Annotated in this window: 7 protein-coding genes; 4 read left to right on the top strand and 3 right to left on the bottom strand. The window is 72.6% G+C overall.

Annotation, left to right across the window (positions count from 1 at the left end; all coding sequences use genetic code 11):
* The first annotated feature begins 103 nt into the window (after positions 1-103).
* The 3 genes from OEB96_RS04105 to OEB96_RS04095 are packed head-to-tail and all read left to right on the top strand — an operon-like array spanning position 104 to position 3,531.
* Positions 104-559 carry a DUF6918 family protein gene (locus OEB96_RS04105; protein WP_266214112.1) on the top strand — a complete coding sequence of 152 codons (456 nt, stop codon included), beginning with the start codon at positions 104-106 and terminating at the stop codon, positions 557-559.
* Between the two features lie 20 nt (positions 560-579).
* Positions 580-2,175 carry an AAA family ATPase gene (locus OEB96_RS04100; RefSeq protein WP_266214111.1) on the top strand — a complete coding sequence of 532 codons (1,596 nt, stop codon included), beginning with the start codon at positions 580-582 and terminating at the stop codon, positions 2,173-2,175.
* 15 nt (positions 2,176-2,190) lie between these two features.
* Complete coding sequence (locus OEB96_RS04095) at positions 2,191-3,531, top strand: hypothetical protein (RefSeq protein ID WP_266214110.1); 1,341 nt, start codon at positions 2,191-2,193, stop codon at positions 3,529-3,531.
* 14 nt (positions 3,532-3,545) lie between these two features.
* On the opposite strand, the gene OEB96_RS04090 is transcribed toward OEB96_RS04095, so the two are convergent.
* Positions 3,546-5,324 carry a cation:proton antiporter domain-containing protein gene (locus OEB96_RS04090; RefSeq protein WP_266214109.1) on the bottom strand — a complete coding sequence of 593 codons (1,779 nt, stop codon included), beginning with the start codon at positions 5,322-5,324 and terminating at the stop codon, positions 3,546-3,548.
* A 99-nt stretch (positions 5,325-5,423) separates the two neighbouring features.
* On the bottom strand, positions 5,424-7,490 hold the full coding sequence (locus OEB96_RS04085; RefSeq protein ID WP_266214108.1) for a cation:proton antiporter: 2,067 nt from the start codon (positions 7,488-7,490) through the stop codon (positions 5,424-5,426).
* A gap of 172 nt (positions 7,491-7,662) precedes the next feature.
* Between OEB96_RS04085 and OEB96_RS04080 the strand changes: the two genes are divergently transcribed.
* Complete coding sequence (locus OEB96_RS04080) at positions 7,663-10,599, top strand: serine/threonine-protein kinase (protein WP_266214107.1); 2,937 nt, start codon at positions 7,663-7,665, stop codon at positions 10,597-10,599.
* 8 nt (positions 10,600-10,607) lie between these two features.
* Here OEB96_RS04080 and OEB96_RS04075 read toward each other — a convergent pair whose 3' ends face one another.
* Positions 10,608-12,140 carry a ferritin-like domain-containing protein gene (locus tag OEB96_RS04075; RefSeq protein WP_266214106.1) on the bottom strand — a complete coding sequence of 511 codons (1,533 nt, stop codon included), beginning with the start codon at positions 12,138-12,140 and terminating at the stop codon, positions 10,608-10,610.
* Positions 12,141-12,156 lie beyond the last annotated feature (16 nt).

The raw sequence follows: 12,156 nt of genomic DNA, 5'->3' as shown, positions 1-12,156 counted from the left end.
GCGCATGATCGCAGGCGCGCCATGGCGGTGTCCACGGGCGTCGGGGGCGTCGGTGCTTGCGGGAGCGGCTCAAATGGCCGAAAACCCGGTTCGAACGAACATCATGGCCACGCTCGTCGAGAAGATCACCGATCCGTCCGTGCACCCGCAGGTCGTCGCGGGGTGCCTGCAGCTCATCGAGTCCGAGGTCGGCTCCAAGTCGGGGCTCTCCGGGGCCGCGGTCAAGGCCGGATACAAGGTCGTCAAGACGCTCAAGCCGGGGATCATCGAGGACGCGGTCACCAAGCTGCTGCCCGAGTTCGCCACGGCGCTGCAGCCCATGTACGAGCGCAGCGGCGCTCCCGAGGCCGGCGAGCGATCGGGGCAGGTGTTCTCGGATCACCTCGTGGCCCACCAGGAGAAGGCCGCCGACGCGCTCTTGGGGGTGACCGATCGCAAGGCACAAGGGGCCAAGAACCAGACCCTCAAGAAGACCTACGACCGCCTGCGGGGCAGCGCCAAGACCCACGTGACCGCGGCGATTCCGGGCCTGGCCCGGACGCTGGGACGCTTCGCCTGAGTCGGGGACGATGGTGGTCGATGGCTGAGCACGTCGAGAACCCCTACCGCCACGACGCTCCAGGGGTCGGTCCCTTCGTGGGCCGTCGCGTCGAGCTGACGAAGCTGCGCAGGTCGGTCGAGGCCGGGCGCAATGCGTTGGCTGCGGTCATGGGGGGGCGTGGGATGGGCAAGACCGCGCTCGCCACACGGCTGTTGTCGGCGCTCGAGGGTGACGAGCAGTTCGTCGTGCGGTCGATCGCTCGCGTGGGGCGAGACACGGGGGCGTTCGTTCGCCAGCTCGAGGATGCCCTCGACGCACCGATCGATCCGGGGGTGCTCGTACAGGCGCTCGTGCGGGCCGTGAAGGCCCGGCGCGGTCGACGTTTGGTGCTCCTGCTCGACGAGGTCGACGGGCTCGTCGACTCCGACGACGGCCGCGATGTGCTCGAGAACCTGCGCATTGCCTACGAGCAGCTGCATGGTGCCCTGGCCATCGTGGTGTTCGGCGGCATTCGGCTGCGGGAACTGCTCACGAGCAACGTGTCGCCATTCCTTCGGTCGGCGCAGTGGTTTCCGCTCGTGGGGCTCTCGCTCGAGGATACGGCGGCGCTGATTCGGGAGCCCTTGAGGCTGGAGGTGCCGCGGGACCTGGTCGAGGTCCTGTGGGAACAAACGGGGGGACACCCGCTGCTGCTGCAAGCGATCATGGAGCGTGCCGTCGATCTCGGTTCCTCGACGTCCACGCCGGTCGTCGACCACCTGCTGGCCGCAATGACGACAGTGGTGGTGGAGATGCTCGAGCCCAAGATCTTCCCCATCTGGTGGGACAATCTCACCGCGCGGGGGCAGCAGGGCTATCGGACGTTGCTGGCGATGGACCGGCCGCTCGAGCGCGAGCAATGGGCCATCCACCTCGGGAGCGGACCGGACGACGTCGTCGAGGTCCTGGAGTCCACGGGAATCGCTCGTGTCGAGGGAGGCAGGCTGCTGGCCCGTTCCGCCACGTTTGGCGCGTGGGTCAATCGTTGCCATCCCATGAGTGAGTCGTCTTCGCTCGCTTCGCCTCCCAGCGAGCGCAACGAGTGGTTGCGGCCGGGAGTCGATGCATTCGAGCAGCTCGTGGTGGAGAAGGTCGCTCGCTGGGCGCGCAGCATCGTCGAGCATCCCGCCCCGTTCTTGCGCGGCAAGGCCAAGGCCGGCGGCGATGGGTTGGGGCTGGAGCAGAGCTTCCAGCTCGGGCTCCTTCATGCGCTACGGCAGCACGATCTGCTCGTGGAGCCGGAGCCATTGTCTGCTGCCCGCGGCCGCGTCGATCTCAAGGTGCGACCGCGTGACGACAGCGATCAGCGCGCGTGCGTCGAGATCAAGATCTGGGGTCGCAAGCACAAGGACGTGCTCGAACAAGTGCTGGGCTATGTCGTCCCTGGCGACGACTTCGCGTGCATCGTGATGATCGACCGGCACGAGCGACCCCTACGGGATGCATATCTCCAGGAGTGCTTGTCGGAGCTGCCGGAGCCGCTGTGGCAAGATGCCGCCCGCCCGCCCGCCCATCCCGCCATCGTCACCGAGCATCGGCTCGCGTCCGGTGGGACCGTGCGCGTCTATCACTTCCTGGTGCAGCTTCCGCTCTAGCTGCCAGGGGTGACGATGGCGGCTCCGTCTCCTCCTCCTCCCGCAGGCCTCCAGCTGCGTCGCGTGATCACCACGTGGTGGCCGCTGGCGCTGTCGTGGGGGATGATGGGGCTCGAGCAGCCGCTGGTGAGCGCGGCGGTGGCTCGGCTGCCCGATCCGGCGGTGCAGCTGGCGGCGTGGGGGAGCTTTGCGTTCCCGCTGGCGCTGGTGGTCGAGGCACCGATCATCATGCTGCTGGCGGCGTCGACCGAGCTGTCGCGCGACCAGGCGTCCTATCGCTCGCTGCGGCGGGTGGCCCACGGGCTGGGGCTCGGGCTGACGCTGCTGCACCTGCTCGTGGTGGTCACGCCGGTGTTCGACTGGCTCGCGGCCACGGTGCTCGAGCTGCCCGCCGCCGTGCGCGAGCCGGCGCGCGAGGGCCTGCTGCTGCTGCTGCCGTGGACGTGGTCGATCGCCTCGCGGCGGTTCCATCAAGGGGCGCTCATCCGCCACGGGCGATCGCGGGCGGTGGGGTGGGGCACGGGGCTGCGGCTGCTCGTGGCCTCGAGCGTGCTCGGGCTCGGGCTCCTGCTCGGTGGCCGGGGCGGCGGCGATCCGTGGCTTCTCGGCGTGACGGGGGTGCGGGTGGCCGCGGTGGCGCTGTCGTGCGGGGTGCTGGCCGAGGCCGTGTTCGCAGCGATCGCGGTTCGGTCGGTCCACCGGGCCCTGCCGCCGCCCGACCCCGAGCGCCCGCCGCTGCGCGGCGCGGCGTTCTGGCGGTTCTACGTGCCGCTGGCGATGACGCCGCTGGTGACGCTGGTGATCCTGCCGGTGGGGACCGCCGCGGTGGCGCGCATGCCCGATCCGCTGGCCTCGCTGGCGGTGTGGCCGGTGGCCAACGCCCTGGTGTGGGTGCTGCAGGCGCTGGGCATCGCGCTCAACGAGGTGGTGGTGGCGCTGCTCGACGAGCCCGGGGCCGGCCCTCCGCTGCGCCGCTTCACCTTCGTGCTCGCCGCGGGGGTGACGGGGCTGCTCGGCGTGCTGTCGCTGCCGCCGGTGGCCGACGCGTGGTTCTCGGGCGTGGCGGGGCTGCTGCCTCCGCTGGCCGCGATGGGCACGGCCACGCTGTGGCTCGCGCTGCCGATCCCCGCGATGCGGGTGATCCAGAGCTGGTACCAGGGCCTGCTGGTCAACGCCCGGCGCACCCGCGGGATCACGGAGGCGGTGGTGGTGTTCGGGGGGACCTGCAGCGGCGTGCTGCTGCTGGGGGTGTACGCCGCGCGCTGGGACGGCCTGCCGGTGATGCTGGTGGCCTACTCGCTGGGGCGGATCCTCCAGACCGCGTGGCTTTGGTGGCGCGCGAGCCGGATCCAGTGACCCGGGCCGCGTGACTACTCGGGGCAGCCACCGGTGGCCTCCGGCGCATGCTCGTCATCGGCGAGGGCCGTCGTGGTCAGGGCGGCCTTGAGCTGGGTCAGCGAGCCGGCACTGCGGACGGCGGCTCGCGCCTCCGGGGTCGCGAACGCGTGGGCGACCATCTCCAGGAGCTCCAGCTGGGCCTCGAAGTCGTGCATTTCGGTGACGAGCAGGCACACGAGGTGGGCGGGCCGGCGGTCCGGGGCATCGAAGTCGATGCCGGCGTGGCTCAGGCCCAGCACCACGAGCGGCGTGCGGACGCCGGCGTGGTGGCCATACGGGACCGCGATGCCGTTCGCGAGGCCAGTGGGGGTGATTCGCTCGCGACGCCAGGCCTCGCGGGCCAGCTCGCGCGCGTCCACGCCCGGCGCGGCGGCGGCCGCAGCGGCGGCCAGCTCGGCGATTGCGTTGCGCGGATCGGTCGCCCGCAGCGCGGGGATGAAGGTCTCGTGGGTGAGCACCTCGCCCAGGCGACGCGGGCGCTTGCCCTTGAGGAGCCACTGCATCATCGGGCCGGTCAGCATGCTGGTGACGAGCGCCATGACGATGAGGGCCACCAGCAGCTCCTCGCCGATGAGGCCGTGGTTGTAGGCCAGCTGGCCCAGGATGATCTCCATGGCGCCCCGGCCCACCATGCCAAAGCCGATGGCCCAGCTGCGGCGCGGGCCGAGACGGGCCAGGCGCGCGCCGGTGTAGGAGCCGAGCACCTTGCCGAGGATGGCGACGGCCAGGACGATCGCCACGAGGGGCGGATCGAAGGCCTCGGTGAAGTGCAGCCGCAGGCCGATCGAGGCGAAGAACAGCGGCGCGAAGATGTTGGAGACGAAGTCGTGGATCGTGTCCTTCGCACGCCTGGTCAGGCGCGGAGAGTCGCCCACGGCCACCCCCACGATGAAGGCACCGAAGATGGAGTGGATGCCCAGCCACTCGGTGAAGGCCGCACAGACCATGGCCAGCACGAACACGAACGCCAGCACGCCGCCGGGCCAGGCCAGGTTGGCCTGGAGCCACGGAAAGGCGCGGTGGATCAGCCAGCGGCCCGCCGTGAGCGTCGTGGCCACGAACACCAGGGTGAGCGCGATGGTGAGCCCCAGGCCATGACCCTCGGAGGTTCCCGTGTGGACCATGGCGAGGACGACCGCGAATCCGATCCAGCCCACCAGGTCGTTGATCATGGCCGACGACATGATGAGCGCACCGAAGTCGCTCTTGGCCATGTTCAGGTCCATCAGGATGCGGGCGATGACCGGCAGCGCGGTGATGGCCAGGGCGATGCCCACGAAGAGCGCGAACGGGAGCCGGTCGAGCTCGGGTCCCAGGCCGAGCGGGCCCGGCAGGAACCAGGCGAGGACGAAGCCGATCCCGAACGGGATGATCATGCCGGTCAGGCTGACCAGGATCGTGGCGCGGCCCTGGCGAAAGGCGCTGGAGAGATCGACCTCGAGCCCCGCCACGAGCAGCAGCAGCACGGCGGAGAGCGTGACCAGCATCTCGAGCGCCACGTAGCTGAAGTCGTAGACGTCGCGCGCGGGATCCACCAGCTCGGGGAACAGCCAGGCCCACGCCTCGGGAGCCACTGCGCCCAGGACGGTGGGCCCGAGGATGATCCCTGCGAGGAGCTCGCCGAGCACGGCCGGCTGGCCCATGCGGCGGGCCGCCTCGCCGAGGAAGCGGGCGAGCCCCAGCATGACGCCGACGGACAGGAGGAAGACGGTGATGTGATGGGGCGCGATTCCACTCGCGAGGACGGCCATGCGCACCTCGACGCCCGCATGCAGGGGCGAACCGGCGTCACTCTATGCACCCCGATGCACGGCGCCACGGCGATCGGAGGGTCGGCGTGCACGAGCTGCTCACGCGCTCGGCGGCGCGTCGTCCTCCATCGGTGCTCCCCGCAGCAGCAGCGCGCGCGCGAGCTCCACCGCCTCGTGCGGGCCGGCCACCGCCAGCACGTCGCCCTCGCGCAGCACCTCGCGCCCGGTCGGCGCGGTCACGTCGGAATCGGGATGGGCGATCGCCAGCACGGTGGCCCCGGTGACCGCTCGCAGATCGAGCTGCGCCAGCGTACGCCCGGCGGCGGCGGCCCCCGGCCCGAGGCGGATCGCGGTCGCATCGCCGAGCCCGTGGAGCAGGTCGTGCAGCTCGGGCTCCTGGCTCTCGAGATCGTCGCGTCGCAGGAACTGCACCAGGGCCAGGGTGGCCGAGTGCACGTGCTCGCCCAGCGGGCCGCCGCTGCGCCACAGCGACAGGGCACTGGGCAGCAGCGCCGCCCCGAGCACGAGCAGGCCCACGCCCGGAGGCACGAACGGCTGGGTGAGGGCGGCGACGAACAGGCCCGTGGCCAGCAGCGCGGCCAGCTGCAGACCGATGCTCATCGCGCGCCGCGAGGTGGTGGTGAGGTCGGCGCGCCCCTTGGGTGCATCGGGGAACACGGCCTGCCCGAACTGGCCGCCCAGGCGACGAGCGGCGCGCAGCAGGCCCCGTGCGAACGGAAACACCACGATCGCGAGCACCGCCACGAACGCCGCGGTGGCGATCGTGGGATCGAGCCCCGCGCGCTCGCCGAGGAACGCGGTCGCCGGCCGCAGGCCCAGCGACGCGGCGATCACCAGCCCCGCCACCGCCATCGCATCGAGCACCAGCACGGTGAGGGTGCGCCGGACCAGGCGCCGCGGCTCCGACACGCCATCGCCCTGGCGGAGCGCATCGACCCATGCGGAGTAGAGCGAGAGGTTGGCGCGCAGGCGGGCGGGCAGCCTGCGATCGGCCGTGGCCAGCAGCCGCGGCGCCACGCGCAGCGCCAGCGGAGTGCTGAAGGCGGTGAGCACCGCCGCCGCCACCACCACCGCGAACATGTGCGAGGGCACCACGCCCGCCGTGACCCCGATGCCCATGATGATGAAGCCGAACTCGCCGATCTGCCCCAGGGCCAGCCCCGCGTGCCCGGCCCGGCGCAGGCCCAGGCCGCTGAGCAAGCCCGCCCCGGTCACCAGCAACAGCTGCAGCACGACCACCGCGACCGCCACGATCACCGCCGTGCCCACGTGGTCGACCGCCGCGAGCGGATCGACGGTCATGCCCACCGACACGAAGAACACCGCCGCGAACGCATCGCGCAGCGGGGCCACCAGGTGCTCGAAGCGCGGCCCCAGGCCCGACTCGGCCACCAGCATGCCCGCCAGGAACGCGCCGAGCGCCGGCGAGTAGCCCAGGTGTTCCATCACGGCGGCCAGCGAGAAGCAAAGGCCCAGCGCGAACACGGTGGAGACCTCGGCCGATTGCAGCCGGGCGATCCTCCGCGCCAGCCGGGGCACGACCCACAGCCCCAGGCCCGTGGCCGCCGCGAGCACGCCGAGCAGCCGCCCCAGGGTCGACGCCAGCGCCGACGGGGCCAGGCCCGAGCCCTCGGCCACCGCGGTGACCACCGCGATCAGCACCACCGCCACCAGGTCTTGCAGCACCAGCACGCCGAGCACCATGCTCCGCACGTCGGCGGGAGGGCGATGCAGCTCGAAGACCTTGGTCACCACCATGGTGCTGGAGATGGCCACGCTCGCCCCGAGGAACACGCCGCCCACGGGGGGCAGCCCCAGCGCCGCGCCCAGCACGTTGCCCGCCCAGAACATCCCGCCGATCTGGATCGCGGCCGTCACCCCGGCCAGCGGCAGCACCGTGGCCACTCGCCCCAGGCTGAACTCCAGGCCCACCGCGAACATCACCAGCACCACCCCGGACTCCGACAGCTCGTGCACGCGGTGGACGTCGGCGAACAGCGGGATGGGGATGTACGGGCCCACGATGAGGCCCGCCAGCAGGTACCCGAGGATCGGGGGCTGGCGAAGCGCTCGGAACACGGTGCCGGTGACGGCCGCGACCCCCAGGACGAGGGCCAGGTCGGTGACGAGGGACGCGTGCGGCATGGGAGGGCGGAGCCCAAGGGATAGCAGCATTGGGTCACCCATCGAGGAGTGCGAGATTGGTAACCCAGCATGCGCGTGCGTGAGTGCACGATCGATCCGAGCGCGTGGGATCCCCACCGAAGGTCTCGAACGCCGGTCGACAACGGCGGCTCGAGAGGGGATCCTGCTGGCCGTGGAACACCGTCCTCCGGCTTCGGGACGCCCGTCGGGCGATGCGGGCGAGGGCGCGACGCCGCGTCGCCGCAAGAAGGAGGTGTTGCTGACGCTGTGGCCGGATCGGACCCCCGATCCCGATGCACCACTCGATCGGCTGAGGCCCACCTCGGTTCGTCGCAGGATCGCTCCGCCGCGGCGGATCGGATCGTTTCGGATCCTGCGTCCGCTCGGCTCGGGCGGCATGAGCGTCGTCTACGAGGCCTACGACGAGCGCCTCGATCGCACGGTCGCGCTCAAGCTGCTGCGCGACAAGGGGGGTCGTCGTCGACAGGCTCGGCTGCAGCGAGAGGCGCAGGCGCTGGCGCGGCTCTGCCATCCCAACGTGGTCGAGATCTACGAGGCCGGCATGCACGAGGGGCGGGCGTACCTGGTGATGGAGCGGCTGCCCGGCGCGCCGCTGCACCGCTGGCTGGCCGCGGCACCGCGCACCGTGCCCGAGATCATCGAGACCTTCGTGCAGGCCGGGCAGGGCCTGGCCGCCGCTCATGCCCAGGGCCTGGTGCACCGTGACTTCAAGCCTTCGAACGTGCTGGTCGACGACGACGGGCGCGTCCGCGTGTTCGACTTCGGGCTGGCGGCACCCACCGGATCGCCATCGGAGGATTCCATGCGCACCGGTCCGCATCCGATCGCCTCGGGAGCGCAGGCGACGGGCACGGGCCCGCACCGGGCCGCCTCGGGGTCCCACCCCGCGCTCGCCAACGTCGAGCTGCAGAGTCACGAGGACGTGTGGGAGGGCGTGCTGACGCGCACGGGCGCGATGCTGGGCACGCCCGCGTACATGTCGCCCGAGCAGTACGAAGGGCGCCCCGCCTCGGCCCAGAGCGATCAGTTCTCGTTCTGCGTGGCGCTGTGGGAGTCGCTCTACGGCGAGCACCCGTTCGTGGAGCGCCAGCAGTGGGAGCTCTTGCCCAAGCACGTGATGGAGGGACGCCTGCGCGAGCCGCCGGCGGGCAACGAGGTGCCCTCCACCCTGCATCGGGTGGTGATGCGCGGGTTGTCGGTCCAGCCCGACGGGCGCTGGCCCTCGATGCAGGCGCTGCTCGTGGCGCTGTCGCAAGCGCTGGTCCAGCGTCGCCACGTGGCGTGGTTCGGCGCGAGCGTGGGCGTGGTGGGAGTCGCCACCGCGATGACCCTGTGGCTGGCGCACGAGCCGGAGGGCAAGGAGCGCTGCACGGGCGGCCGCGACAAGCTCGCCGAGGTCTGGGACGCCGCGCACGAGGATCGCGTGCGCCAGGCCATGCTGGGCACCGGGGTGCCCTACGCCGAGGACACGTTTCGCAAGGTCGAGGCCGGGCTCGACGACTACGGCGCCCAGTGGCTCGAGGGGCATCACCGCGCCTGTGAGGCCTTGCTGGCGGCGGCCGCCGCCGGCGGGGACGACGAGGCGATGGACGATCGCATGGCGTGCCTGGAGCGGCGCCGTCGCGAGCTGGGGTCGCTGGTGGAGGTGCTGATGGCGGCCGACGCCGGCGTGGTCCAGCAGGCCACCCTCGCGGTGAGCCAGCTCGAGGAGATCGGCAAGTGTGACGCGCGTGAGGGCGTCTCGGCCCTGGCCCCGCCCTCCGACCCCATGCTGGCCGAGCGCATCGAGGTGCACCGGGGGACGCTCTCGCGCGCCAAGGCGCTGCAGCGCTCCGGTCGCTACCAGGAGGGGCTGGCGGTGGCCGAGTCGGTGGCCACCGCCGCCGATGCGCTGGGCTACGCGCCCCTGCAGGTCGAGGCCCACCTGCAGGTGGGGGCCTTGCATCGCTACCTGGGGGCTCACGAGCCGGCCGAGCGCTCGCTCGAGCGCGCCTACTTCCTGGCCACCGAGCTGCCCTACGACGAGCTCGCGCGACAGGCCTCCACCATGCTCGCCTACGTGGTCGCCTCGCTGCAGGGCCGGCCCGAGGACGGTGAGAAGTGGCTCGAGCATGCCCGAGCGGCGGCCGAGCGGGTGGGGAGCGCCCGCGCGCGCGCCGACTACCTGGGCACGCAGGGGTCGGTGCTGCTCGCCGCGCGCCGCCCCGAGGAAGCGCTCGCCCGCTTCGAGGAGGCGCTGCCGCTGCTCGAGCACGAGTGGGGTCCTCGGCATCCCGAGGTTGCCGCCGATCTCAACAACATCGGTCTGACCCTGCTCGAGCTCGATCGTCCCGAGGCTGCGCTCGAGGCGATCCAGCGCTCGCTGGCGATCCGCGAGGCCGCCCTGGGCCCCGAGCATCCCGAGGTCGGCAAGATGCTCAACAACCAGGGGTTGGTGCTCATGCGCGCCGGTCGGGACGAGGAGGCATTGCTCAGCTTCCAGCGGGCCCACACCCTACGCCGCCGCGTGCTGGGGCCCGATCATCCCGACGTGGCCAAGCCCCTGGCCAACCTCGCGACCCTGCGGCTCCAGCGAGGCGAGCCCGGGCTCGCCCTTCCGCTGGCCGCCGAGGCGCTGGCGATCCGCGAGCGGTCCCAGGGGCCCGAGTCGCCCGAGGCCGCGCACATGCACCTGCTGCTGGGCGAGGTCCACCTGGCCCAGCAGCACCACGACCAAGCGGTCACCAGCCTGACCCGCGCCGTGCTCGTCTTCGAGAGTGCGCGAGGGGCCGAGCACGTGGCGCTGGTCGAGCCGCTGCTGGCGCTCGCCGAGGCCGAGCGCCAGCAGGGCCAGCTCGATGCCGCCCATCGGCACGTGGAGCGGGCGCTGAGCCTCTCGCAGACGCAGGAGGCCGAGCCCTGGGTGCTCGCGTCCGCTCGCTTCGCGCTGGCGCGCGTGCGGTGGGACCGAGGGGAGCATGGTCCGGCGAGGGTCGAGGCCGAGGCTGCGCAGCGGATCTACGCGGGCCTGGCCGAGGGCCGGCGTCGCCGGGTGGCCACGGCCATCGCCGACGTCGAGACCTGGCTGGCCGAGCACGGCGGGCCGTAGGCGGGCGCTCACGCGTGACCGAGCGCGGCCAGGTGCTCGTCGAGCATGGGGCCGATCACGTCGTCCCATGCATCGCGGGCCGTGCGGTGGAGCGCTCGGGCATCGAGGCGGCCGTGGGCGGCCAGCGTGTTCGCGTCCGGCTCGGCCGTCGGCTCGGGTCGCTCGGGCACCGGGCGCAGCGCGGCCGCAGCTCGGCGTAGCTCCGAGGCCACGGCCTCGCCGCCCTCGCGCAGCGCCCAGGCGATCGTCGACCAGGCGAGCGCGGCATGCCGCGCCTCGTCGTCGGCGATCGGCTCGAGGTGGCGCGCGACCTCGGCCTCGGTGCAGCCACGCGCCGCTCGCTGGGCGGCCAGCGCTGCGATCGTCTCGCCCACGCAGCCCTCGGCGAAGGTGTCGGCCGCCAGGCGGGCCAGCGTGGCCGGGCGGGGTGCGAGGGCCGGCAGCGGGCCCGGCTGCATCGGCGCGCCTCCGTAGCGGGCCGCGAGCGCGAGGCATCGCTGGGCATGATCGATCTCGTCCAGACCCGCCCGCTGCGCCTCGGCCAGCAGCGCCGGGGGAGCACCCACCGCCATCAGCTCGAGCGTGGCCCGGGCGAACGCCGCCACCGAGGCATGCTCGGCGCGCGCGTCCTGCCGCCATTGCTCGGCGATCCGCTCGCGCAGCGCGGCGGGCAGCCGGGGCGAGGCGCTCGCGTCGGGCTCGGACCCACGCGCCCAGTCCGTGCCCTCGTGCAGCGCCGCGAGCACGGGGCCGTGCTCGCCGAGGTGCGGCCGACCGCTGCAGTACTCGAACCAGTGGTAGCAGCACGTATCCCCGCCGCCGGGCTTGGCCCGCGCCAGCTCCGTGCCGTGCTGGTTGAGCGCGCCCTGCATGTTGGGCGCCGCCGACAGCCCCGCGTAGGTCTTGGGGGCGCCCTTGATGGTCTCCACCGAGGTACCGCCCGTGATCCTCGTGGCGCACCCCAGCTCCTCGGGCAGCCCGGGAACCGCGACCGCGGCGGCGGCCGCAGCCGCGCCGCACCAGTTGCCCGAGATGCAGCTCTCCTCCTCGGGGTTGTAGCCGTCGATGAACGGAGGATCGCCCGGGAACGCCATCAGCCCCATGGTGTGGGGATCCGGGGAGGGCGGGGTGGCGGCCGCGCTCGGGCCAGGGTTCGGGCCAGGGTTCGGGCCAGGGGTCGGGGTCGATGGATCGGGCGTGGCGGGCTCGGGCGCGGCGGCCCGGCGCTCGGCCGCTTGCTTGCGGCGCTCGTCGAGCTCCTGCGCCTCGAGCTGGGCCGGAGGCGTGACGTCCTCGACCGGCTTGCCCTCGCGACGGGCCTTGTCCTCGTAGTACTGCTTGCGCCGCTCACCGACCTCCGGGGTCTCCTCGCGCTCCGTGCGACGGCGCTCCATCGCCTCGCGTCGCTTGCGGGTGGTCTCGTCCTCCTCTTCCACCTGCTGCGGCTTGGGTGGGGGCGAGCACGCGGCCAGTCCGAGCCCTGGCCCCGGCACGCAGACGAGCAACGCGATGGTGGTTCGCAGACGCAGCGTGTCGCGCATGGCCGGCACGGTAGCA

The organism is Paraliomyxa miuraensis (assembly GCF_026337845.1).
GTDB lineage: Bacteria > Myxococcota_A > Polyangia > Nannocystales > Nannocystaceae > Paraliomyxa > Paraliomyxa miuraensis.
The sequence above is the reverse complement of the archived record's forward strand: the minus strand, read 5'-3'. Positions and strand labels throughout refer to the sequence as shown.